This is a genomic window from Mycoplana sp. ABR4_002 (assembly GCF_056159645.1).
In genome coordinates, this window is sequence record NZ_JBSWVO010000002.1 from 109,008 (window position 1) to 133,055 (window position 24,048).

21 protein-coding genes and 1 riboswitch are annotated in these 24,048 nt (G+C 65.5%); of the genes, 11 read left to right on the forward strand and 10 right to left on the reverse strand.

Annotated elements, in window-relative coordinates; translation table 11 throughout:
* Position 1 precedes the first annotated feature (1 nt).
* On the reverse strand, positions 2-2,188 hold the full coding sequence (gene katG / locus ACXAGF_RS20780) for a catalase/peroxidase HPI (protein WP_475019442.1): 2,187 nt from the start codon (positions 2,186-2,188) through the stop codon (positions 2-4).
* 276 nt (positions 2,189-2,464) lie between these two features.
* Between katG and ACXAGF_RS20785 the strand changes: the two genes are divergently transcribed.
* A complete protein-coding gene (locus ACXAGF_RS20785; RefSeq protein WP_475019443.1) occupies positions 2,465-3,382 on the forward strand; it encodes a hydrogen peroxide-inducible genes activator in 918 nt (305 codons plus the stop codon).
* A 324-nt stretch (positions 3,383-3,706) separates the two neighbouring features.
* Positions 3,707-4,147: a CBS domain-containing protein gene (locus ACXAGF_RS20790; RefSeq protein ID WP_475019444.1), complete on the forward strand. Its 441-nt coding sequence runs from the start codon at positions 3,707-3,709 to the stop codon at positions 4,145-4,147.
* A 26-nt stretch (positions 4,148-4,173) separates the two neighbouring features.
* On the opposite strand, the gene ACXAGF_RS20795 is transcribed toward ACXAGF_RS20790, so the two are convergent.
* From ACXAGF_RS20795 to ACXAGF_RS20820, 6 genes are all read right to left on the reverse strand, one after another.
* Complete coding sequence (locus tag ACXAGF_RS20795) at positions 4,174-5,163, reverse strand: beta-ketoacyl-ACP synthase III (RefSeq protein ID WP_475019445.1); 990 nt, start codon at positions 5,161-5,163, stop codon at positions 4,174-4,176.
* Complete coding sequence (locus ACXAGF_RS20800; protein ID WP_475019446.1) at positions 5,160-6,428, reverse strand: adenosylmethionine--8-amino-7-oxononanoate transaminase; 1,269 nt, start codon at positions 6,426-6,428, stop codon at positions 5,160-5,162. The genes ACXAGF_RS20795 and ACXAGF_RS20800 overlap by 4 nt, the downstream gene beginning before the upstream one ends.
* Positions 6,425-7,063 (reverse strand): dethiobiotin synthase, encoded by a 639-nt coding sequence (gene bioD / locus ACXAGF_RS20805; RefSeq protein WP_475019447.1) that lies wholly within the window; start codon positions 7,061-7,063, stop codon positions 6,425-6,427. The genes ACXAGF_RS20800 and bioD overlap by 4 nt, the downstream gene beginning before the upstream one ends.
* A complete protein-coding gene (locus ACXAGF_RS20810; RefSeq protein WP_475019448.1) occupies positions 7,060-8,205 on the reverse strand; it encodes an 8-amino-7-oxononanoate synthase in 1,146 nt (381 codons plus the stop codon). Before ACXAGF_RS20810 ends, bioD begins: the two co-directional genes overlap by 4 nt.
* Positions 8,202-9,119 carry a biotin synthase BioB gene (bioB, locus tag ACXAGF_RS20815; RefSeq protein ID WP_475019738.1) on the reverse strand — a complete coding sequence of 306 codons (918 nt, stop codon included), beginning with the start codon at positions 9,117-9,119 and terminating at the stop codon, positions 8,202-8,204. The genes ACXAGF_RS20810 and bioB overlap by 4 nt, the downstream gene beginning before the upstream one ends.
* Positions 9,120-9,365: 246 nt before the next feature.
* On the reverse strand, positions 9,366-10,034 hold the full coding sequence (locus ACXAGF_RS20820) for a GntR family transcriptional regulator (protein WP_475019449.1): 669 nt from the start codon (positions 10,032-10,034) through the stop codon (positions 9,366-9,368).
* Between the two features lie 153 nt (positions 10,035-10,187).
* Positions 10,188-10,328: riboswitch (TPP riboswitch) on the forward strand.
* A 91-nt stretch (positions 10,329-10,419) separates the two neighbouring features.
* Between ACXAGF_RS20820 and thiC the strand changes: the two genes are divergently transcribed.
* The 6 genes from thiC to ACXAGF_RS20850 are packed head-to-tail and all read left to right on the forward strand — an operon-like array spanning position 10,420 to position 15,596.
* Positions 10,420-12,246, forward strand: a complete 1,827-nt coding sequence (gene thiC, locus ACXAGF_RS20825; RefSeq protein WP_475019450.1) for a phosphomethylpyrimidine synthase ThiC — start codon at positions 10,420-10,422, stop codon at positions 12,244-12,246.
* Position 12,247: 1 nt separating this feature from the next.
* Positions 12,248-13,222: a glycine oxidase ThiO gene (gene thiO, locus ACXAGF_RS20830; RefSeq protein ID WP_475019451.1), complete on the forward strand. Its 975-nt coding sequence runs from the start codon at positions 12,248-12,250 to the stop codon at positions 13,220-13,222.
* A complete protein-coding gene (thiS, locus tag ACXAGF_RS20835; protein WP_475019452.1) occupies positions 13,219-13,416 on the forward strand; it encodes a sulfur carrier protein ThiS in 198 nt (65 codons plus the stop codon). Before thiO ends, thiS begins: the two co-directional genes overlap by 4 nt.
* Position 13,417: 1 nt before the next feature.
* Positions 13,418-14,191 (forward strand): thiazole synthase, encoded by a 774-nt coding sequence (locus ACXAGF_RS20840; RefSeq protein ID WP_475019453.1) that lies wholly within the window; start codon positions 13,418-13,420, stop codon positions 14,189-14,191.
* Entirely contained in the window at positions 14,188-14,793 is a 606-nt protein-coding gene (locus ACXAGF_RS20845) for a thiamine phosphate synthase (RefSeq protein WP_475019454.1), read from the forward strand. The genes ACXAGF_RS20840 and ACXAGF_RS20845 overlap by 4 nt, the downstream gene beginning before the upstream one ends.
* Positions 14,790-15,596: a hydroxymethylpyrimidine/phosphomethylpyrimidine kinase gene (locus ACXAGF_RS20850; RefSeq protein ID WP_475019455.1), complete on the forward strand. Its 807-nt coding sequence runs from the start codon at positions 14,790-14,792 to the stop codon at positions 15,594-15,596. Before ACXAGF_RS20845 ends, ACXAGF_RS20850 begins: the two co-directional genes overlap by 4 nt.
* On the opposite strand, the gene ACXAGF_RS20855 is transcribed toward ACXAGF_RS20850, so the two are convergent.
* Together ACXAGF_RS20855 and ACXAGF_RS20860 are read right to left on the reverse strand one after the other, a co-directional pair.
* A complete protein-coding gene (locus ACXAGF_RS20855; RefSeq protein WP_475019456.1) occupies positions 15,584-17,224 on the reverse strand; it encodes a vanadium-dependent haloperoxidase in 1,641 nt (546 codons plus the stop codon). The genes ACXAGF_RS20850 and ACXAGF_RS20855 overlap by 13 nt on opposite strands.
* Before the next feature lie 248 nt (positions 17,225-17,472).
* A complete protein-coding gene (locus tag ACXAGF_RS20860; protein WP_475019457.1) occupies positions 17,473-18,864 on the reverse strand; it encodes an FAD-binding oxidoreductase in 1,392 nt (463 codons plus the stop codon).
* 459 nt (positions 18,865-19,323) lie between these two features.
* Here ACXAGF_RS20860 and ACXAGF_RS20865 point away from each other — a divergent pair, with 459 nt between their 5' ends.
* The 3 genes from ACXAGF_RS20865 (at position 19,324) to ACXAGF_RS20875 (ending at position 21,835) form a co-directional block, all read left to right on the forward strand.
* On the forward strand, positions 19,324-19,806 hold the full coding sequence (locus tag ACXAGF_RS20865) for a hypothetical protein (protein ID WP_475019458.1): 483 nt from the start codon (positions 19,324-19,326) through the stop codon (positions 19,804-19,806).
* Complete coding sequence (locus ACXAGF_RS20870) at positions 19,803-21,134, forward strand: GAF domain-containing protein (RefSeq protein WP_475019459.1); 1,332 nt, start codon at positions 19,803-19,805, stop codon at positions 21,132-21,134. Before ACXAGF_RS20865 ends, ACXAGF_RS20870 begins: the two co-directional genes overlap by 4 nt.
* 290 nt (positions 21,135-21,424) lie before the next feature.
* The gene (locus ACXAGF_RS20875) at positions 21,425-21,835 is read left to right on the forward strand and encodes a hypothetical protein (RefSeq protein ID WP_475019460.1); all 411 of its coding nucleotides are present in this window, start codon (positions 21,425-21,427) and stop codon (positions 21,833-21,835) included.
* A gap of 133 nt (positions 21,836-21,968) precedes the next feature.
* Here ACXAGF_RS20875 and ACXAGF_RS20880 read toward each other — a convergent pair whose 3' ends face one another.
* Positions 21,969-24,038, reverse strand: coding sequence for a 3'-5' exonuclease (locus ACXAGF_RS20880; protein ID WP_475019461.1), 2,070 nt, complete (start codon positions 24,036-24,038; stop codon positions 21,969-21,971).
* Positions 24,039-24,048 lie beyond the last annotated feature (10 nt).

A 24,048-nucleotide genomic window follows, 5' to 3' on the forward strand; every position in this document is an offset into this window, starting at 1 on the left:
ATCAGATCAGGTCGAAGCGATCGGCGTTCATTACCTTGTTCCAGGCGGCAACAAAGTCGTTGACGAACTTCGCCTCGGCGTCCGCCTGACCGTAGACCTCGGCCAGGGCCCTGAGCTGTGAATTCGAGCCGAAGACCAGATCGGTTCGGGTTGCCGTCCACTTCAGCTCCCCCGTCTTGCGGTCGCGACCCTCATAGGCGTTCTTCGATCCTTCCACCGCTTTCCATGCCGTTCCCATGTCGAGCAGGTTCACGAAGAAGTCGTTGCTGAGCGTTTCCGGGCGAGTGGTGAACACCCCGTTCTGGGACTGGCCGAAATTGGCGTTCAATGCGCGCAGGCCGCCGACGAGGACCGTCAGTTCCGGTGCCGTCAGCTTGAGCAATTGCGCCTTGTCGACCAGCAGGGCCTCCGGCGGGAGCGGGTGCTCGCCCTTCTGGTAGTTGCGGAAGCCGTCGGCGACCGGCTCCAGGGGCGCAAAGGACTCGACATCGGTCTGTTCCTGGGTCGCGTCGGTGCGGCCCGGGGCAAACGGAACCTGAATGTGGTGGCCGCCATTTGCCGCGGCCCGTTCCACGGCGGCGGCCCCGGCCAGCACGATCAGATCCGCCAGCGACACCTTCTTGCCGCCGGTCTGGGCGTCGTTGAACGACTTCTGGATGTCTTCGAGGGCGGCGAGCACGGTCGCGAGTTGAGCGGGCTGGTTCACTTCCCAGTCCTTCTGCGGCGCGAGCCGAATGCGTGCCCCATTGGCACCGCCGCGCTTGTCGGAGCCGCGGAAGGTCGAGGCCGAAGCCCAGGCGGTGGAGACCAGCTGCGAGATCGGCAGGCCCGATGCCAGGATCCTGGCCTTGAGATCGGCAATGTCCTTCTCGTCGATCAGCACATGGTCGACGACGGGCAAAGGATCCTGCCAGATCAGATCCTCTTCCGGAACCTCGGGGCCGAGATAGCGCACCTTCGGGCCCATGTCACGGTGAGTCAGCTTGAACCAGGCACGGGCAAAGGCGTCGGCGAACTCGTCCGGGTTCTCGAAGAACCGCCGCGAGATCTTTTCGTAGGCCGGGTCGACACGGAGTGAAAGGTCGGTGGTCAGCATCGTCGGGGCATGCCGCTTGGACTTGTCGTGCGCGTCCGGAATCGTGTTGGCCCCCGCACCGTTCTTCGGCGTCCACTGATGGGCTCCCGCAGGGCTCTTCGTCAGCTCCCATTCGTAGCCGAACAGGTTCCAGAAGAAGTTGTTGCTCCATTTCGTCGGCGTGGAGGTCCAGGTGACTTCCAGGCCGGAGCCGATCGTGTCGCCGCCTCTGCCGGTTCCGAACGTGCTGGTCCAGCCCAGGCCCTGCTCCTCGATGCCGGCCGCTTCGGGCTCGGGACCGACGTGGGCAGCGTCGCCCGCGCCGTGGGTCTTGCCGAAGGTGTGGCCACCGGCAATGAGGGCCACGGTCTCTTCGTCGTTCATGGCCATGCGTGCGAAGGTCTCGCGGATGTCGCGCGCGGCGGCAAGGGGATCGGGATTGCCGTTCGGGCCTTCAGGGTTGACGTAGATCAGGCCCATCTGCACGGCCGCCAGAGGGTTTTCGAGGTCACGCTCGCCGGAATAGCGCGCGTCGCCGAGCCAGGTGTCCTCACTGCCCCAGTAGATGTTTTCCTCCGGTTCCCACACGTCGGCGCGCCCCCCGGCGAAGCCGAATGTCTTGAACCCCATCGACTCCAGGGCGACGTTGCCGGTGAGGATGATCAGATCGGCCCAGGAGATCTTGTTGCCGTATTTCTGCTTGATCGGCCAGAGCAGCCGGCGGGCCTTGTCGAGATTGACGTTGTCCGGCCAGCTGTTGAGCGGGGCGAACCGTTGCTGTCCGGCGCCCGCACCACCCCGGCCGTCGCCGATGCGGTAGGTGCCGGCGCTGTGCCACGCCATGCGGATGAAGAGCGGACCGTAATGGCCGAAGTCGGCCGGCCACCAGTCCTGCGAATCCGTCATCAGTGCCTGGAGGTCCTTCTTCAGGGCGGCCAGGTCAAGTTTCTGGAACTCTTCGGCGTAGTCGAAGGCCTCGCCCATGGGATCGGACAAGCTGGAATTCTGATGAAGCACGTTGAGGTTCAACTGGTTGGGCCACCAATCCCGGTTCGATCTGCCCGCCGTGTGGACCACCGGACATTTGCCAGCGCTTTCGACTTTCTTGTCCATATTCTTAACTCCCGTCATTGTGCGAATTGGAAGGGGCTGGCATCGCGGCCCCCTCATGATTGTCCGGTTGCTGATCGGCGCGGCGACGGCAAGGCATTCGCCCCGGCATGGGCGCGCCTGGGGCGCCGTCGTTGTGTTTGGATTCCATCGGAAATCTCGCGCCGTCGGTGGCTATGGCGTGAAGGCGGCTTTGCTGTCTCCCCACGGCGATTACCTTACTAAAACCAATCGATTAATTTAAGTTGGATTTCCTGATGTTCGCGATAAGATAAACTTATGATAAATTTCACGCTCAAGCAGCTGCGCTACTTCGAGGCGCTTGCCCGGTACGGCCATTTCGGACGCGCGGCCGATGCCTGCGCGATCTCGCAGCCGGCGTTGTCGATGCAGATCAAGGAACTCGAGGAAGCGCTCGGCACGGAGCTTTTCGAACGCAGCGCGCGCCAGGTGCGGCTCTCCAATTTCGGCGAGGTGTTCGCCCAGCGCGTTCACCATATCCTGCGCTCCGTGGACGAACTCGGGGACTTGGCGCGGGCCTCGCAGAACAGGCCGACGGGGCGGCTTCGCCTCGGTGTCATCCCGACCGTGGCGCCCTACTTGCTCCCCGCGATAATCGGCAATCTGACCCGCGCCTATGACGGGCTCGACATCAACGTGCGCGAGACGCTGACGTCCAGACTGGTTGAGGAACTGGCCGCCGGCCGGCTCGACGCCGCGATCGTGGCCTTGCCGATATCCGAGGCATGGCTGACCGAAGTGGCATTGTTCGAGGAGAAGTTTGTCCTGGTGCGACCCTGCGAGGATGAAGGCAAGCCCGTGCCCAATCGCGAGACGCTGCGCGAAATGCGGTTGCTCCTGCTCGAGGAGGGCCACTGCTTTCGCGATCAGGCGCTGTCCTTCTGCAGCATGCGATCGGTGCTGCCGCGCGAGTGGCTGGACGGTAGTTCGCTGTCGACGCTCGTCCAGATGGTCAGCGCCGGTATCGGGGTGACGCTGATTCCGGAGATGGCGGTAGCGGTCGAAACCCGCTCGGCCTCCGTCTCGGTCACCGAGTTCAAGGATCCGCAACCCTCGCGCACCATCGGCATGATCTGGCGCAAGACCAGTCCCCTCGCCAAGCAGCTGCGACAGATCTCCGATGTCGTGCGTCGGGCGCGCGAGGCCGGGCCGGGGGCGCGGACCGCTTCAGGCTGAGCGCTTCGGCCAACTGGTGGACCCGCGCGAAGGTCTTGCTTCCCCCCGCGCCGCCGAACATAATTGCCGATCGTAACCGTATTCTCGAGGGGCCGCGGGGGCACCATGGCGGGTAGCGATGTCGCAGCGGACAGGACCGGAGGATGGGTCGGCCGGGCGTTCTTTGCAGAGTTCGCACCTCCGGGCGATTTCCATTCAAGTGGAACGGTTGTTCGCCAGCGTTGCCGCGATGCGGCGGGAAAAAGGCGTCCGTCAGTTCTGCGCGCGCTTGTCCCTGCGAGCGGATTGCAATCACCTTCAGCGTCAAGGTCCGAGGAGGTCCAGATGTTCATCGGCGAAATCGTGAAGCACAAGGGTGTCGGGGTCATCTCGGTGGCGCCGCACCAGACGGTGTTAGAAGTGCTGCGGCTGTTTCGCGACGCGAGCATCGGCTTTGTGGTGGTCAGCCGCTCGCCGCGCGAGGTTCTGGGCACCGTGTCGGAACGCGATTGCTGCAACGCGATGGCTGAACACGGGGCCGAGGCGGCGACGATGCCGGTTTCCGACGTCATGAGCCGCAATGCGGCGACCTGCGCGACAGGCGATGTGCTGCCCGTGGTCATGGCGATCATGACCGAGCGGCGGACGCGGCACGTGCTGGTAATGGACGGCGACGACCTCGTCGGCGTCGTCAGCATCGGCGACCTGGTCAAGCACAGGCTCGAGGAGGCGCAGCGCACCGAGCAGGACCTGCATGCCTATATCAGCGGGGCGAGCTACCACTGACATGGCGGCCGTCGCCGCCCAACGGCTTACAGGCCGAAAACGACGGCGCCTCCGGTCAGGCCCGCGCCTGCCGCGGTCAGCAACAGCTTCTCTCCCGGGGCAAAGGGTTTGGTCCGATGCGCGAGCGAGAGCGAGAGTGCGATCGTTGCCGCCGACGAATTGCCGTAATCCTCGATCGTCCGTACGGTCTTTTGCGGATCGATGCCGAGCCGGTCCGCGACGGCATCGAATATGCGCGCATTGGCCTGATGCGGGATGAACCGATCGATGCCGGCGACCTCCATTTCGGCGCCGGCCAGCGCCCGCGACCCACAATGGGCCATCAGCTGCACCGCCTGGGCAAACATTTCGCGCCCGTCCCGCATCGTCATCAGACACTCTTGCGCAGCCATCGCGGGGGAGAATGGCCGGCTGCTGCCGCCGGCCGGGATCGAGATCAGGTCGTAGCGACTGCCATCCGAGGCCAGTTCGGCGCCGAGCACGCCGGTCGCCACATCGTCGGACGGCGCCAGAACCACGGCGCCGGCGGCATCGGCGAAGAGCACGGCGCTGGCCCGTTCGGCGGGATTGATCCGCCGGCTGAGGATGTTGGCCGCCACCACAAGGACCGGCTTTCCCTGAGCGCGGACAAAGCCGTCTGCCAGGGTGAGCGCGTAAAGGAAGCCGGAGCAGGCACCGGCGAGATCGACCGCGCCGCTGCCGCCAAGGCCGAGCCGGTGCGCCAGCAGCGGCGCCGAGGGCGGCAGCAGGTGGTCCGGCGTCGAGGTGGCCAGCAGCGTCAGCGCGACGTCGCCGGCGGCGATGCCGGAGCCTTCGAGCGCGGCGCTTCCGGCCTGCGCCGCAAGGCCGCTGAGCGTGTCGCCGTCATCGGCCCAGTGGCGTGCGCGGATCCCGGTCCGCTGTTCGATCCAGCCCGGCTCCAGCCCGAGCGAACCCTCGATTTCGGCGTTTTCGACGCGCCGGCCGGGCACCGCGTGGCCGACACCTGCCAGCCTGGACGATCGCATCGTCTTCATGGTCGCCCGACCGCGACGAGATCGGCGGCCTCGTCGATCGCGGCATAGGCTTGATCGAGATCGGCGGCGCTCACGCAGTAGGGCGGCATCAGGTAGATGACGTTGCCGAGCGGACGGATCAGGAGCCCGTATTCGCGGAAGAAGGCCCGCAGCCGCGGCCCGGCCTCGGAAAGGTAGCCACTCTCCGGAACCGCCAGATCAAGGGCGGCAATCGTGCCGATCTGGCGGACCTCGGCGAAGCGGCGATCGGCTTGGAAGCGCGCAAGCCGTGCACGGTGGCGCTGAGCGAGTCTTGCGATCCGCTCGCCGACCGGCTCGGTTTTCCAGATCGAGAGATTTGCGACCGCGGCGGCACAGGCGATCGGATTGGCGGTGTAGGAACTGGAATGGAAAAACGTCTTGCGCCGGTCGGTCGAGCTGTGCGCCTCGAAGATCGCCGCGGTGCACAGCGTCGCCGCGAGCGGCACCGCGCCCCCGGTCAGGCCCTTGGACGTGCAGAGGATGTCGGGACTGATCCCGGCCTGCTCGCAGGCGAACAGCGTTCCCGTCCGCCCCCAGCCGGTCATCACCTCGTCGACGATCATGAGAACGCCGTGGCGCTCGGCGATGCGCTTCAGCTCGGCCAGCACCGCTGCGCCATAGGTCTTCATGCCGCCCGCTCCCAGAACGAGCGGTTCGACCAGCAGCGCCGCCACATCGCCCGTTCTGCAGGCCTCTTCGAAGGCGTCGAGCGTGGCCTGCTCCTTGTTCTTTTCCGGGAATGGCAGCCGGTCGACCGCGAACAACAATGGCTCGTAGGCTGCATTGAAGACGCCACGCTCCCCGACGGACATCGTGCCGATCGTGTCGCCATGATAGCTGTGCTCCATCACGGCGATACGCCTGCGCGGCTGGCCGAGGTTGTGGAAATAGCCGAGCGCCATCTTCAGCGCCACCTCCACTGCGGTCGAGCCGCTGTCGGAGTAGAAGACGTGGCTCAGGCCCGCCGGTGCGACCTCGATCAGGCCCCGCGCCAGCACCTCCGCCGGTTCGTGGGAATATTCGGCGAAGATGATCTGGTCGTAGGTCTCGCAGGCCTGCCGGATCGCATCCATGATGACCGGATGGCGATGGCCGTGGGTGATCACCCACCAGGACGAGATCGCGTCGAGCACGGCGGTCCCGTCCTCTTGGAAAAGATGGGCACCTTCGGTCCGGGCGATCTTCTTCATCGCCGGTTCGAGCGCATGCTGCGTAAAGGGGTGCCAGACGGGGGAAGGGATCATGCCGGCTCCGTACGGAAGAGGTTCAAGTCGAAATTGTCGTGAAAGGCCTGGCGCAGGCGCTCCGGCTCCAAGGCATCGAGCCTTGGCAGCCGACCGAGCGGGCGGATTCGTCCCAATTCGGCGATGATGGCCTCCGACTCGGCCTGCGCTTCGCCGATGAAGGCGACGCCGAAGACGGGAATCGACCGGGCGCGCAACGCCTCCAGGGACAACAGGCTGTGATTGATGGTCCCGAGCGCGGTGCGGGCGCAGAGGATGACGGGGATCTGCCAGCGGGCGAAGACGTCCGCAAACACGGTGTCCTCGGTCAGCGGCACCAGCAGTCCGCCCGCGCCTTCGATGACCAGTGGCGTGTCGGTGTCGGGCGGAACCAGCCTTTCGACCTCGATGCGGACCCCGTCGATCCTGGCCGCCAGATGCGGCGAGGCCGGGGTCCGCAGGCGATAGGCTTCCGGGAGGATGCGGGCCGACGGGATCTGCGCCAGCCGGCGCACGGTCTCGCTGTCCGTCTCCTCTTCAAGGCCGGACTGCACCGGCTTCCAGTAGGTAGCGGCGAGCGCATCCGCCAGCGCGGCCGAGAAGACCGTCTTGCCGATGCCGGTATCGGTGCCGGTGACCACGAAGCGGGGCGTCATGGTCTTTCCTCCGCCATGATCGTGGCGAGTTGCGCGAACATGCGCGATATCGTCGGCCGGTCGACGTTGAGGGTGACGGCGATCCGCAGCCGGGCCGTGCCCTCGGGCACGGTCGGGGGGCGGATCGCGCGGATGTCGAAGCCGAGGCTGCGCATGCGCGCCGCGACCCGCAGGCACAGAGCATTGTCGCCGATCGATACCGGCAGGATCTGCGAGCCGCTGCCCGCAATGCCGAGCGCGCCGGCGAGTTCGGCATTGGCAAAGGCGCGCAACCCGTCAAGATCGGTGCGGCGCGCGGGCTCGTCCGCAAGCACCTTCACGGCCTCGCGCACGGCTGCGGCCGTCAGCGGCGAAGGCGCCGTCGAATAGATGAAGCCGCGCGCGCGGTTGATGAGAAAGGCGCACAGCACGGCGCTGCCGCCGATCAGCGCGCCGCTGGCGCCGAGCGCCTTGCCGCAGGTATGGATGACAATGACGTTCTCCCGGTCTTTCAATTCCGCGGCGAGACCGCGTCCGCCAGCACCAAAGACGCCCGTGGCATGGGCCTCGTCGATCACCAGGAAGCCGTCGTGTCTGTCGGCGAGGTCGGCGAGGTCCGCCAGGGGTGCGCGGTCGCCGTCCATCGAGTAGAGGCTTTCGGCGGCGATCCATGGATGGCCCGTGCCACCGGTATGCCGCCACCGGCGGATGGCGTCGGCAACGGCCTGGACGTCGTTGTGCCGCGCGGCAGACGACGGCGCCCTGCTCGCGGCAATGCCCTCGTGCATGCTGGCATGGACCAGCGCATCGTGAACGATCAGGTCGTCTCGCCGGGGCAGGGTCGCAAAGAGTGCCGCGTTCGCGGCATAGCCGCTGCCGAAAAAAAGGCAACGCTCCGTGCCGAAGTAGGCCGCGGCCTCGGCCTCGAGCGCTTCGTGCTCGGGGTGGTTGCCGCGCAGCAGCCGTGAGCCGCCGGCACCGACCGGCACGCCGCGTTCGAGCGCGGCGGAAACGGCGGCCTTCAGGCGCGGCGATCCTGCCAGCGCCAGATAGTCGTTCGAGGCGAAGTCGACACCTTTCGGCGGCAGCAATGCCCGGTATCGCCCCTTGCGCTCGAGCCCGGCCAATGTCTGCCGATAGCGTTCGAGACCAGCACAGGTCATGCCGTGTGTTCCGGGGCCATGGGCTGGAGCCCGAGGCGGCGGAACAGGCGCGCGTCGTCGTCCTCACCCGGATTGTCGGCCGTCAGCAGCGTCTCGCCGACAAAGATCGAGTTGGCCCCGGCGAAGAAGCACAGCGCCTGCGTCTCGTCGGTCATTTCGGTTCGGCCGGCCGACAGGCGAACATGGGACCGCGGCATCAGGATGCGCGCAAGCGCGACGGTACGGACAAAGTCGATAGGGTCGATCGGTGCTGCCTCGGCCAGTTTCGACCCGGGGATCGGGATGAGCATGTTGACCGGCACGCTCTCCGGCGGGGAGGGGAGATTGGCGAGCGTCACCAGCATGGCGACGCGGTCGTCGGGCGTCTCGCCCATGCCCAGGATCCCGCCGGCGCAGACCTTGATCCCGGCGTCGCGGACGTTCGCCAGCGTGTCGAGGCGGTCGGCGAAGGTGCGAGTGGTGATGATGTCGCCGTAAAAGCGCTCGGACGTGTCGATGTTGTGGTTGTAGTAGTCCAGACCGGCCTCCGCCAGCACCGCGCTCTGCTGCGGGGACAGCATTCCCAGCGTCATGCAGGTCTCCATGCCGAGCGCCTTGACGCCGTGAACCATCGCAATGAGCGCGTCCATGTCGCGCTCCTTCGGGCTGCGCCAGGCCGCGCCCATGCAATAACGCGTCGCGCCTTCCGCCTTTGCCCGGCGCGCCTCGGCGATGACGCGCTCGACCTCCATCAGCTTCGACGCCTTGAGGCCGGTGGGGTAGTGCGCCGACTGGCTGCAGTAGCCGCAATCCTCTGCGCAGCCCCCGGTCTTGATCGACAACAGCCGGCTCATCTGCACGGCGTTGGGGTCGAAATTCGCCCGATGGACGCAGTGGGCCCGGAAGAGGAGATCGTTGAATGGCAAATTATAGATTTTTTGAGTGTCGGATTGGTTCCACTGCTCGGCAACGGTGCCCGATTGCCGTGCGACCGCGTCCGTATCCCCCGAAGTTCCCTGCAAGCTCGCCCTCCAATTATGCTCGTTATCGATAGAGACTCAATATTATCTATAAATTACTTTAAGGCATGCGAACGCAAGCGCCCTAGGGTAGAAGGCAAGGAGGGTCCCTCGACCTTGAGGCGTGGTGCGTGCGCGGGAAACGACCCTAGTTGAGTTTATCTAGCCGACGATCGCGAAGCCGTCGCGGGTGGTGCCGGAGGCGCTGCGGACCGGCCTTTGCCCGATCCACTGTACATGGCGTTCAAGAACCGTCACCGCGTTCTCCGTTCGCCCCTGGCGCAGGAAAGACAGGATCGCGCGGTGGTCGTGATCGGTCCGGACTTCCCATTCGGAACGCCAGGTGGCGAACAGGAAGCGGGCGCTGGCGGCGTGCAGGTCGTCGATCGCGGCGAGCAGTCGCGGCATGTCGCACGGGGTGAGGATCAGCCGGTGAAAGCGCCGGTTCGCGTCCTCCCACGAGCGGACGTCGCGTGAATTGTCGCCGGCGACGGTCGCCTCCTCGGCCGCGTCCAGCAGGGACGGGGTCAAATGCGGTGCGGCATGCCTGAGCGCGAGGACTTCGAGCGCTGCCCGCATCTGCGCCACCTCGCGCACCGCCGCCAGATCGAACGAGGCGACACGGACCCCGCGCCGCGGTTCGCTGACGACCAGCCCCTGTGCCTCAAGCCTGCGGAAGGCCTCGCGCACCGGTACGTGGCTCGCACCGAATTCCGCGGCAAAGTGATCCTGCCGCAGTTTCATCCCCGGGGCGAGTTCGCCGGTGACGATGCGGTCGGCGAGGACGCGGCTGATGCGGCTGGCAATGGTATCGTCGTTCGCTGCGGTCATGTTTTATAGATAATTCCACGCGTTGCGTTTTGGCTACTGTCCGCCATCGATTCCCAGTGCGCATTGGAATGTGCCCGGCGGCGATGTCAACCGCGGTCCGTGATCTACGGCCCGGCATGCCTTGACCGGGGCCCGCCTATCCGCTTATCTAGCCTCATTCACCAGGGGGGTCCCGACAAGGGGCTGAGATTCTGCTGGCGCGAATGGCGGCCGATGCCGTCCCTCAAGCAGCGCAGTGACCCGTTGAACCTGATCCAGTTCATACTGGCGTAGGGACGGTGCAAGCGCTGAAGAGATTCGAAATCCGCCCGGATTGCGTATCGGCGTCTTTCCATCATTCCGGCTCAAGGACTGGGTCTCCAAACTTAACACTTGGAGCCTCACGATGAACATTGCCGCCAAGACCCCAACACCGACCGTCACCACAGGGCCGCTCCCGGCCTCGACGAAAATTCATGTCCCCGGCGAGATCCACCCCGAGATCCGCGTGCCGATGCGCGAGATCGCCCTGCACCCGACCTCGGGCGAGCCACCGGTCATGGTCTACGATTCTTCCGGTCCCTATACGGACCCGTCGCATGCGGTCTCGATCGAGGCCGGCCTGCCGCAACTGCGCCGGTCATGGATCATCGCCCGCGGCGACGCCGAGGCTTATGACGGCCGCCATGTTAGGCCCGAGGACAACGGCTTTGTGACCGGCGACCGGCTGACGCCGGAATTCCCGATCCGCAACCGGCCGCTGCGTGCCAGGGACGGCAAGGCGGTGACCCAGCTCGCCTATGCCCGCGCCGGGATCATCACCCCGGAGATGGAGTTCATCGCCATTCGCGAGAATATCGGCCGCAAGGCCGCCAGGGAGGCCCTTGTCCGCGACGGCGAAAGCTTTGGCGCCCACATCCCCGACCACGTGACCGCCGAGTTCGTCCGACAGGAGGTTGCCGCGGGTCGCGCCATCATCCCGGCCAACATCAACCACCCGGAAAGCGAACCGATGATCATCGGCCGGAACTTCCTGGTGAAGATCAACGCCAATATCGGCAATTCCGCCGTCACCTCCTCGATGGCCGAGGAAGTGGAGAAGATGGTGTGGGCGACCCGCTGGGGGGCAGACACGATCATGGACCTTTCGACGGGTCGCAACATCCACAACATCCGCGAATGGATCATCCGGAACGCACCGGTCCCGGTCGGCACGGTGCCGCTCTACCAGGCGCTGGAGAAGGTCGGCGGCATCGCCGAAGACCTGACCTGGGAAGTCTACCGCGACACGCTGATCGAGCAGGCCGAACAGGGCGTCGACTACTTCACCATCCATGCCGGCGTGCGGCTCCACTACATCCCGCTCACCGTCAGCCGCGTGACCGGCATCGTCTCGCGCGGCGGCTCGATCATGGCCAAGTGGTGTCTGCATCACCACAAGGAAAGCTTCCTCTACGAGCATTTCGAGGAGATCTGCGACATATGCCGCGCCTATGATGTCTCCTTCTCGCTTGGCGACGGCCTGCGCCCCGGCTCCATCGCGGATGCCAACGACGCCGCGCAATTCGCCGAACTGGAGACGCTGGGCGAACTGACGAAGATCGCCTGGGCCAAGGACTGCCAGGTGATGATCGAAGGCCCCGGCCATGTGCCGATGCACAAGATCAAGGAGAACATGGACAAGCAGCTGAAGGTCTGCGGCGAAGCGCCCTTCTATACGCTCGGGCCGCTGACGACGGACATTGCGCCGGGCTATGACCACATCACTTCCGGCATCGGCGCGGCGATGATCGGCTGGTTCGGCACGGCCATGCTCTGCTACGTCACGCCGAAGGAACACCTCGGCCTGCCGGATCGCAACGACGTGAAGGTGGGCGTCATCACCTACAAGATCGCCGCCCACGCCGCCGACCTTGCCAAGGGGCACCCGGCCGCGCAGGTGCGCGACGACGCGCTGTCGCGTGCCCGTTTCGAGTTCCGTTGGGAGGACCAGTTCAACCTCTCGCTCGATCCGGAGACAGCGCGGTCCTTCCACGACGAGACGCTGCCGAAAGAGGCGCACAAGGTCGCGCATTTCTGCTCCATGTGCGGCCCGAAATTCTGCTCGATGCGGATCTCGCACGATATTCGCGCCGAGGCGCAGAAGGAGGGGCTGGAGGCCATGGCCGCGAAGTATCGCGAGGGCGGGGATCTCTATATGCCGCTCGATGACGGCCGGCAGGCAGGCGAGTGACATGCGCATTCTCGTCAAGGGGGCCGGCGTCGCCGGCCTCACTGCGGCCCATGAGCTTGCCGCGCGCGGGGCGGAGGTAGCGGTCGTCGACCCGCGGCCGGGCTTCGGCCACGCTGCCTCCTGGTTTGCAGGGGGCATGCTCGCGCCCTGGTGCGAGCGCGAGAGCGCAGAAGAAATGGTGCTACTGAGAGGCCGCGACGCGGCCGATTGGTGGGATACAGCACTTCCCGGCGAAGTTCAGCGCAGGGGAACGCTGGTCGTCGCGCCGCCGCGCGATGCGGTCGAACTGAGGCGTTTTGCTTCCCGCACCTCGGGCTACGAATGGCTCGGGGAAACGGAGATTGCGGCGCTGGAGCCCGCCCTTGAGGGTCGGTTCCGGCAGGCCCTGCTCTTCCCGGGCGAGGCGCATCTGGACCCCCGCCGCGCGCTGACGGCCCTCCGGACGAAGCTCGTGGCGGCCGGCGTGCGATTTGTCGAAAAGGCGCAGGCGGAGAACGCATTCGACCGCATCCTCGACTGCACGGGGGCGGCGCGCCTTGCCGATCTTCCGGGGCTGCGCGGGGTGCGCGGCGAGATGCTCTATCTGAGAAGTGCCGAGATCGAGCTTGCCCGACCCGTCCGTCTGCTGCATCCGCGCATACCCGTCTATATCGTGCCGCGCGGCGACGGGCTCTTCATGGTCGGGGCGACGATGATCGAGGCCGACAACGACGGACCGATCACGGCACGCTCGCTGATGGAGCTGCTGAACGCGGCCTATACGCTGCACCCGGCCTTCGCGGAGGCGGCGATTGCCGAGACCGGAACGGGGGTTCGCCCCGCCTTCGCCGACAACTTCCCGCGCGTCGTCAACGCGGGAAGGACCATCACCATCAACGGCCTCTACCGCCACGGCTTCCTGCTGGCACCCGCCATGGCGCGCGAGGCGACCGAGGCCGTGTTCGCCGAACAGCCGAAAGAGAGGAATTTCCCATGAGACTGACCATCAACGGCGAGACCCGGGAGCTCGCACCCGCGACGCTTTCCGAGCTGCTGGCGCTGCTGGAATACGAGGGCGACTGGCTGGCAACGGCCGTCAATGGCGAGCTCGTTCATCGCGAGGAGCGCGCAACCTGGACGCTCAACGACAGCGACCGGATCGAGATCCTGTCGCCGATGCAAGGAGGCTGACATGCTCGAATTGTACGGCACCACGATCTCGTCGCGCCTGCTGCTCGGCACGGCCCGCTACCCCTCCCCGGCGATTCTCGCTGAAGCCACCCGGCGATCGAAGACCGCGGTCGTCACCGTCTCGTTGCGGCGGGAGACCGCCGGCGGCAAGACGGGCGGCGCCTTCTTCGAAATCATCCGCGAACTCGGCGTGCGGGTTCTGCCCAATACGGCGGGCTGCCACAGCGTCCCCGAGGCGGTGCTGACGGCAAAGATGGCGCGCGAGGTCTTTCAGACGAACTGGATCAAGCTGGAGGTGATCGGCCACCACGACACGCTGCAGCCGGATGTCTTCGCGCTCGTCGAGGCGGCGCGTATCCTGATCGCCGAGGGCTTCGAGGTCTTTCCGTACACGACGGATGATCTTGTCGTCGCTGAAAAACTGCTGGAGGCCGGCTGCAAGGTGCTGATGCCCTGGTGCGCGCCGATCGGCAGCGCTGCCGGGCCACTGAACATCACGGCCCTCCGGGCAATGCGCGGACATTTCCCCGACGTGCCGCTGATTGTCGATGCCGGTATCGGGCGTCCCTCGCACGCGGCGACGGTGATGGAACTCGGCTTCGATGCCGTGTTGCTCAACACCGCGGTCGCCGGTGCCGGCGATCCGGTCGCGATGGCGGATGCGTTCGCCAAGGCGATCGAAGCCGGCAATACGGCCCACCGCGCCGGCATGCTCGAACCGCGCGACATGGCCGTCCCCTCCACCCCGGTCATCGGAAAGGCCGTGTTCGCATGAAGCTCGACCCCTTCTATTTGATCGTCGACAGCGCCGCATGGATCGAGCGGCTCGGGCCGCTCGGGGTGAAGCAGGTGCAACTGCGCGTAAAGGACAGGCCGGAGCAAGAACTGCGCGCCGAGATCCGCCAGGCGAAGACGATCTGCGCGGCGCATGGCTGCCAGCTCATCGTCAACGACTATTGGCGGATCGCCATCGAGGAAGGATGCGATTTCGTCCATCTCGGTCAGGAGGATCTGCAGGCCGCCGATCTCGCCGCAATCCGCGCGGCCGGGCTGAAGCTGGGGCTTTCGACCCATGACGACGCGGAGCTGGAAACCGCGCTCGCCGCCCAACCCGACTATGTCGCGCTGGGGCCGGTCTATCCGACCATCCTGAAACAGATGAAGTGGAAGCCGCAGGGGCTGGAGAAGCTGCGGCAGTGGAAGGAAAGGATCGCACCGCTGCCGCTGGTGGCGATCGGCGGGCTCACCGTCGAGCGGCTGGAGGGTGTGTTTGCGCATGGCTGCGACAGCGCGGCCGTCGTCACCGACATCACCCGCCATGACGATCCGCAGGCGCGTACGCGCGAATGGATCGGGGCCACCGCAAAATGGCGATGAACATGCGGCCGCGGGTGCTGGTCGTGGCGGGCTCGGACTCCTCTGGCGGCGCCGGCATTGCCCGGGACATCGCCACGCTGGCCCATTTCGGCGTCGGCGCTTCGCTGGCCGTCACGGCAATCACGGCACAGACGCATGGCGGGGTCGTGGCCGTAGAGCCCGTGTCCGCGCGGCTGGTCGCGGCGCAGATGCGCGCGGCGCTGGCCGCAGATCCGATCGGGGCGATCAAGATCGGGATGATGGCAACCGCTGAAACGGTCGAAGCGATTTCCGAGACGCTTGCGGCACATCCGTCCGTGCCGGTCGTCCTGGATCCCGTGATCGCCAGCACCTCGGGCGCCCGCCTGCTGTCGGCGCCGGGCGTCGAGCACCTGAAGCAGGTGCTCCTGCCGGCCACCCATCTTGTGACGCCGAACCTGCCTGAACTCGCGGCCCTATCGGGCCGCGACCAGACAGAGCGGAACGAGGAAGTGGCGCGCCAGGCCGCGATCCTGCTGGCACTGGGTTGCGGCAACGTGCTGGTAAAGGGCGGGCATGCGCATGGTCCCCAGTCCATCGACACGCTCTACGTCAGGGGGGAACCGCCACGCAAGTTCATCGGCGAGCGACGTCACGCCGTCCTGCGCGGCACCGGCTGCATGCTGGCGAGCGCGATTGCCGCCAATCTGACCATGGGGCAGGATACGATAGCGGCGCTCGCCGCGGCAAAGGCCTACATGGCAGACGGCTTTTCGATCGCCGCAGGCGGGGAGGGGCAACGAGGCGGCCCGCCTGCCGCGCCCGGACCGGGTCAGACGACATAGGGCTTGGTCGAGTGCGGATCGAAACATTCCGCATATGCGTCCGACAGAACCTTGCCGACCCGCACCTGTGGCCGGAATTTCGGGCCGACCTCGATGGTGACCTTGTCGCCGTCGAAATTCTCGTAACCGAACTTCGGCGGCCGGCCCCTCTGCCGCTCGGCCACGTGGGTAAGCAGGTTGCCGAGCATCACCGTCGCCAGGATTTCGCCCATCTTCAGCGAGCGCATGTTGTCGCTTCTGAAATGGACGCCGCCCATGCTCCGGCCCATGGCGACGTTGCTTGCCAGCTTGTTGAGTTCACCCCGCACCGTCAGGCGCCCATGGTAAGCCGAGCCATCCTCGTTCATCGGATCGGGGAATTCATCCATCTCGTGGAACCAGGCCTTGAGAATCGTCACGCAGGCCCCCGCGACGGTGGCATGGCCGGCACCGTAGGCCGGATGCATCGGGCAGCCGCTCTCGTAGGCCATCGGCAGGAGAATCGTGCCGTTCCTGCCCTTCAGCCGCTGCACGCATTCGGCCTTGAACAGCGAGGCTTGAATGCTCTGGTTGTGGGTCGTGCCGGCCACGCCGAGTTCCTGGATGTGGGCCAGCCCCATAAAGGCCTCCGGCCTCAGGCGCCGGTGAATGCGCCACTTCTGGAACCATTGGAGCCGGAGCGCACGCGAGGCCACCTCCGAGACGAGCGACAACAGGTGGGGGGCGCCGAATGTGCCGAACCCACGCATTTTCCTGTAGGCGTGTGGGTTCAGCGCCCTGTTGTAAGGGTCGAGCGCCGATTTGCGCACCGTCTTTCCGCTGTGCAGCAGTTGAAGCGCGGCGTTGAAGTAGGCCTGGTGAAGGGCGTCACGGTGAACGAACGAGGCAAGGTCGCGCATGGTTTGCAGGCGACGAACGAAATTTCCAGGCTGTTGGTGATCATGGACCCGGTTTGACGTGCCGTAGTCAGGGCCGTTCGGGTACATCGCATTTGGCGCCCCCAACCCGGTTCTTTGTGCGTTCAGCCAGTCGTCGAATGTTTCAAGATAGTCCTTCCCTTCCTTGTAAACGAGAAATTCCGCCGGGATGGTCTGTGTCCCGTAGGGCGTCGGCTTCCACCAGAACTGGGACAGGTAAGGGCCGACGTCCTCGCCCGGAGCCGTTCCGCGGAAGATGTTTGCCGGGCTGATGCGCGCGTCTGGAAAGTCACCGCCGATCCGGCGGGTCATCCCCCATTTCCGGGCCGTTTGCCACCGCTCGGCGGCGGCCACGTACGTGTCGATCTCGGCGGCCGCCCTGCCGACATCGGCGTCTGCATGCCACGCCGAGAAGGGCAGATCGCGCAACAACGCCATCCAGCAGAGCTCGACGGCCTCCGCGGCGATCAATTTTGAACTGATTGGCGGGGCCTCCCGCAGCTTCACCTGGCTGAAGTCCATTGGCCCGAGATCACCGCTTCCAAAGCCCGCCAGCGGGTTGGCCAGCACGTCCCCCCCAATCTTGACGGCCTCAAACCGCAAGCCGGGATCCGGCACATGATTGTCCTGCCCGCACGCGCGAACGAGGTCCTTGAAGGCCGCAACGTCGACGCTGCCATCGCGATTATGTGGAAGTCCTTTGTGAAAATACTCCGCGTACTCGAATGCCATCGCACCCTCCTGCGACCTGATACGCTGTCATGTTCGGACCCAGTTAATCCCCAATTCGAAGCGAATGCAACTAAAAAGTTTATAAACAAAAAAAGCGTCTTTAAATTGTATTCGGCCGAGCGACAGGCGGAATCTCCTGCCAGCGGCGGTGCCCATCAGGAAAGCGACCGCGCGGCCGGGAGGACCGCGCGAGCTCCTGGCAGGGATCGGGACCCGGCGGCCCGCTCGTTCTGCCTCGTTCCCCCGTGCTACGCGGCCGGACGTCCAGAGCGGTCCGAACGGCTCTGCTGGTCCGGGCGATAGAACAGGCCTGATGGATCATATTTGGCCCGCACAGTCGCCAGCCGAGACCAGGCGGCAGGGGAAAAGGAGTTGCGCGAACGACCGGCAAGGTCGAGGTCGGCCTCGCCGAGATAATGCCCGGTGCTGACCGGGGCCACGGCGGCGCTTGCCCCTCGCAACCATGCGAGATTGCTGCCGTCTTCGGCCGGGTTCTCCCAGACCGCGTAGATGCAGCTGAACGTCGACTCAACCATCGAGAACGCAGTATCGGGCAGGGGGGTGCCGTCTGACGGAGGCAGGACAACACCCAGGGCGAATGACGCCCTTGAAGGTGACGCCTTGATCGACTCCGCGATGCTCTGCAACAGCACCCCAGAGGTCTTCGACCAGTTGGTGTCGGCCGCATAGCGCCAACCGACGGGGAAGAACTGATCGATGATGGCGTAGAGAACGTCGAACGGGGTCGGCATGGCCAGCTGGCTGTCGAGCGCGCCGGCCGGCGCACCGGAGGCCAGCTGGGAAAGCGTGGCGGCAGCCTCCTCGACCGTGTCGGCAAAGATCGTCGCCACCGCGGCGACCACCTTGTCGGCACGATCGGACAGTGGAGGCGGGGCGCTGGACAGGGCGGCGGTGAACTCCACGTTCCGTGGCGCTGCCTTCATGGTCGCGGCCATCCAGCTTTCGACGCTGGCGATCGCGTCGAGCGGATAGGTCCAGACGCTCGTCTGGATCGCGCGCGGCAGAGGGTGTAGGCGCAGCCGATAGGCGGTGACCACTCCGAAAAACTCCGGCCCGGCGCCCCGGGCCGCCCAGAAGATGTCGGCGTTCTCGGTTTCGCTTGCCTGGATGACGGATCCATCGGCGAGCACCACTTCGACGGCTTCGACATTATGGCATGCGACGCCCCAGGCGCCGGAGTTCCAGCCAAACCCGCCGCCGAGAAGATAGCCGCTCAGCGGAACGCTGGCGCAATGTCCCGTCGGGAAGGCGAGCCCGTGCTCGGCCAGGGCCGCCGCAAGCGCTCCGTTGGTCACCGCGGGGCCGGCCGTGGCCGTCCGCGCCTCCGGATCGACCGTCAGGGCCTTGAAGGCCGACAGGTCGATGATCACGCAATCCTGCAGGGCGATCGTCGACCAATGATGCCCACCGCCGCGCACCGAGACCTGAAGGTTGGCGGCGGCCGCGAACCTTACCGCCGCCTGTACGTCCTTAACGTCGTGCGCCTTGACGATCACCTCAGGAAAGCGTTCCGGCTTCCGCCCGTTCCACAACAGGTCCCGGCGCGTCGTCTCGTAATTCTCGTCATGTCGTGTGATCACGTTGCCGCTGATGGTGTCCTTCAGTTGGGGCAGGTTCATTGCGTCTTCCTCCGGTAAATTGGAATTTGTCGAGCGCCCGCGCCCGATGTGTTGGTCGTGTCAAAAATGCTGCCCCCGCCGCGGAATTGTCCCGTGCGGCATTCCAGTTCAGCCGCGCGCGGCTCGTGGTCGGGTCATGCGGACCGTCCTGTCTGGAGCGGGGTTGAAGCGCGGCCGCCATCACGTCCCGGTGGGCGGCCACGGGCGGCTGTTTAGACAGTGCGGGCTGGGGAGGCACGCTAAATGGTCCTGCACCAAACGCTAAAAGAATGCTAAAGGATCAACGGATTCGCATGAACGGTGGAGTACCGCCAACGGACAGTTGCGCCACGCATGGTTACTGGCACGCACCTTGTCGCCTTTTCGCCGACCAATCAGAGTGACTGGACAATGCCCCGTTCACCTATCCCCAGCACGCCAATCGATGACCTGGTCGACCGCAGGGGCGAGGGGGCTGGAATGGGAGCTTCGGTTGCTCTGGCGCCGGATCTGGTCGCGTTCTACCAAAGCGGCGTCAGTGTCATCATCGCCAGTTGCCTGCCGGACGGCCGGCCGGTGTCCGGGCTGGCATTCGCCTGCCGCGTGTTGCCCACCGGCACGATTCGCATCCTGTTGTCGCCAACCACCTGTGAACCCTTGTTGCAAGCCGTGAAGCAGGGGGGCGCGTTCGCAGCGACCTTCACCCAGCCGACCACGCACCGATCGATCCAGGTCAAGGCCGAAAGAGCCGAAGTGGTCTCAGCCGGCGACGAAGATCTTGAGGCCGCGCGGCTGCAATGTGGCCGCTTCTGCCAGGAGTTGGTCGAAATCGGCTACGCTCCCGCGTTCTCTGCCGCCTACTGTCATCAGGACGCATCGGACATGGTTGCCATCGACATGGAACCCGGTTGCGCCTTTGTCCAGACGCCGGGCCCCGGAGCCGGCACCGAGTTGCAGCCATGACGGTCCTGATGCTGGAAAGGATCCGCAACTGTTTCGAGGGAATCGTGCCCTCCGTCATGGCGACGAGCGACGCGGATGGCATCCCGAACGTGTCGCTGATTTCCCATGTCCAGTATGTCGACCCCCAGCATGTCGCCCTTTCCTATCAGTTCTTCAACAAGACACGGCGCAATGTGCTGGCGACGAAGCAGGCCTCGGTCGCCGTCGTCGATCCCGACACGAACGCGCAGTACCGGCTGGCCATCGACTTCGTCGAGACCCGGACCAGCGGGCCGCTGTTCGAGACCATGCGCGCCCGGCTTGCGGGCATCGCTTCTCACAGCGGCATGCAGGGGGTGTTTCGCTTGCTGGGGGCTGATGTCTACCGGGTACGTGACATCGCGCCGATTGCCACGCCGACCGTGCCGCCGCCGGTCGGGCAAAACCTTTTGTCGGACGCGCGCAAGATCTCGGCGCAGATCGCCACCGCACGCGAATTGGGCGAGCTGTTTGATTCCGTCCTGGCCGCGCTGCAGCAGCACATGGGCATCGAACATGCGATGGTGATGATGTTCGACGAGACGTCGAGCCAGCTCTACACCGTCGCCTCGCGCGGCTACATGGCTTCGGGTATCGGATCGGAGATGGGGCTCGGCGAGGGAGTCATCGGTGTGGCCGCGGCGCAGGCGGTTCCGATCCGCATCGGGCAGATGACCTCGGAGTACAACTATGGCAACGCGGTTCGGGAGAGCGCCCGACTTGTCGGGCTGGACTGGCCCACCAGGACGGTCATTCCTTATCCCGGTCTGGCCGATCCGCAAAGCCAGATCGCCATGCCGGTGTTGCGTTGCGGCAAGGTCATGGGCGTGCTCTTCGCCGAAAGCACGAAGCCCAACCAGTTCGGCTACGACGAGGAAGATGCGCTGGCGCTTGTGGTCGATCAGTTCGCATTGCTGATCACGCTGTTGCAGCAGCTGGACTTGCCGGAGCAGCAGGCGACGCCGGTCCCGGTGCGGGAAGGCTGTGGCCGCGAGATCCGGGTTCGGCATTACCTGGCCGACCACACGGTCTTCATCGACAACGAGTATCTGATCAAGGGAGTCGCCGGCGCGATCTTCTGGAAGCTTGTCAACGAAAGCAAGGCGGACGGTCGTGTCGAGTTCACGAACCGGGAACTGCGCCTCGATCCTACCCTGCGCCTTCCGGAGTTCGCCGAGAACCTTGAGGCCCGCCTCGTGCTGTTGCAGCGGCGCCTGCAGGAACGAAGCAAGCATATCCAGATGTCGAAATGCGGCCGCGGCCGATTCCGCCTGCTGGTTGAAGGCGAACTCGTGCTCGAGGAAATCTAGAACCGCGTCCTCCGCCGGTCAGGCGGCGGGCCCGGTTTAAGATTGTTTGAGGGTTTCTGGCAGGAACAATTAGCAAGCGAATGCCCGGCCCAAGCATTAAGTGCTTGAGCCGTCATAGCGATCCCGCCTGCCGGCAATCCGGGAATTGGACGACGGCCGGCCACTTCGGTCAGCACCCCAGGGAACAGGCTGGCGGGCTGGGTTGTGGCAGATTGATAGTCAGCGCAACTTAAGCCTGTGGTCACGGCGAAGCTGTGCTGCCCGACACCAGAACGAGGAGAGAGACCATCATGCCGCGCATATCGCACCTGTATTTCGGAGCAGCTGCCATCTTCCTGCTCTTCGGCATCGCGATGGGAATGCACATGTCGATCACGCACAACCACAACGTCATTCCCGCGCATGCGCATGTGAACCTGCTGGGCTGGGTCACGTGTGCCCTGTTCGGAACCTATTTCGCGCTGAACCAGGCGGGCAGCAGCACGCGGTTGGCATGGGTTCAGTTCGGGATCTATCTGGTCGGGCTGGTCCTGATGTTGCCATCGCTCTACTTCCTGATCCTCGGGAACGCCGCGATGGAGCCGCTGGTCGCCATCGGCTCGATCCTGACATCTCTGGGCGTCGTTCTGTTTGCGGTCGTTGTCCTGGCGGGCGCGCGGCGCGCACCGGTAACGGTCCTGAAGCGCTCGCCCGGCCTCTAGGCGCGCTTGAATAAACGGCCTTCGACAGAAGCTGGCCTACTGGCACGCCGTTCGCGCGTGCCGGTAGGCCTTGTACGAATAGCGACCGTCCCGCGATGGCATCGCCGACCCGGCAGACGCGACCGCGCCGGTTTCAGGACGCATGAGACCGCACGTGCCGTTCCGGCACCAATTTGCGATGCCGGCGGATTTCTGCAAGCAGGTCCCCGAAGCGGTCGAGCCCGCGCCCGGCGAGGATCGCCTTCAGTCGCAAGAAGGCTTCGGCCGTGGCGACGGCATCACCCATCGCGGTGTGGCGTACGGCTTCCGCGAGGTCGACATCGAGACGCTGACAGAGCGCGTCCAGCGTGTGCGTCTCCTGCCGCCCGAAGGCGACGGCGGAGAGCAGGACCGTGTCGAGCACCGGATTGGCGAAGCTGATGCCGAGCTCGCTTTCCCTGCGGTAGAGAAATTCCAGGTCGAAAGGCGCGTTGTGGGCGACCAGCACGGCCCCCTCGCAAAATCTGTGGAACCGCCGGACGACGTCGCTGACGCCCGGCGCATCTGCCACCATCGCATCGGTGACCCGATGGACGGCGCTTGAAGCCGGCGGAATGCGCCGCCCGGGATTGACCAGGGTCTCGAACGTTTCGCCCTCCACCCGCTTTCCATTGACGATCCGGACAGCGCCGATCTGCACCATCTCGTCGCCCTGGTCCGGCAACAGGCCGGTCGTTTCCGTGTCGAAGACGACGTAAGCCAGATCCTCAAGGCGCGCGTCCGCTATCTTGTCGTATCGCGGCAGGGACAGCAGCTCGAAGTCGTAGGTAACGGTGCGGGGCATTTGGAGCCGAACGGGCGGCACCCGCTGCGCTTTTGGAAGGCGGATGCTCAAGGACGGATTGCCGCCTGCGTTTTCGTACACGAGCTTCGACTGATGGGTACGAAGAATGGCGTCGGGCGTCAGGTCACAGTCATCGAGATGTTCCTCCAGCCATCGCCGCAGCAACTCGTCCGGAACATCGCCATCGTACCATCCCAGGCGAATCAGGCCTTCCTCCCCGCTGGCCCGGATGGCAAGGGCGAATTCTCGCCGGCTTTGGCTCTGCGCGATCCGTTGGGCAAGGTGGGCGAAAACCGAGGCGATGTCGAACGCATTGCAATAGAGCGACACGGGTTCGACCGCGAGACTGACGTTGATACGTGTCGCCGGCAGGTCGCGTTGCAAATGGTGCGCCAGTTCGCTTGCGTCCACCCAAGTCATGGACCAGCCGTCGGACTGGCAGGCCCGGACGCGTGGCTCGAGCGCTTGCACGGCGCGATCGAGCTGCAGGACCTCACGCCTGAACGCGGTTCCCGCGCCCTTGCCGGTCGCATCTTCAAGACCGTTGGCCTGCTCCTTCAGGGTCGCGACGCAGGGACGGATCGTCGTCAGGATATCGCTGAGCAGGGTGTCGCGCCTCGCATAGGCCGTGATCTGTTCGGTCACATCCCGCAGCGTCAGGACGTAGCCGCCGTAATCGTGGGCGCTTCCGCCCGTCAGCCGCATGCGACCGGCAAGGCGCCTGCGTCGTGAATTGGTGCAGACAAACTCCTGGATCGCGTCCGGCTCTCCCATGTCGAGCAGGCGCTGGTGCGCCGACCGGATCGCGCCGTCGCTCAGATAGTCGAACAGGTTGCGGCCCAGGCAGAGCGGGGTCTCGCCGGTCGACAGCATGTCCCTGCCGGAGGGATTGTAGAACACGAGGTGGTGGCGAATGGTGCACAACAGCACCGCCGGCGCGACGTCGGCCAGCAACTGCTCCAGCTTGCCGTTGTCGGCGGTCAGCCGCGCGGTCTCGCGCGCCACCGTCTCGGCCAGCGCGTTCCTGGTCTGGCTCAAGGCCGTGGTTGCCGTCGAGGCGGCCGCGGCGATGTCGCCGAGATAGCGGGTGTCGCGCTCGTCGATCTCCTGCTCCACCTTCGCATGCGTGCGGGCCCGCATCGCCGAGGCGAGCGCTTCGATCGGACGGACGATGCGATGGTCGAACAGGAACCAGATCCAGGCGACGATGGCGAAGATCCCGGCGCAGGCCACAATCGAGACCTGGAGGAGGGCGTCTAGCACCTCCGGACCGTCGGCCCGGTGGTAGGCGACCCACAAGCCGAGCCCGAGTGCCGCCATCGCGCCGGCTGCGACGGCGCAAAAGAAAAGCAGAACGCGGCTTCGTAGACCCAACTGCACGGAAATCGCC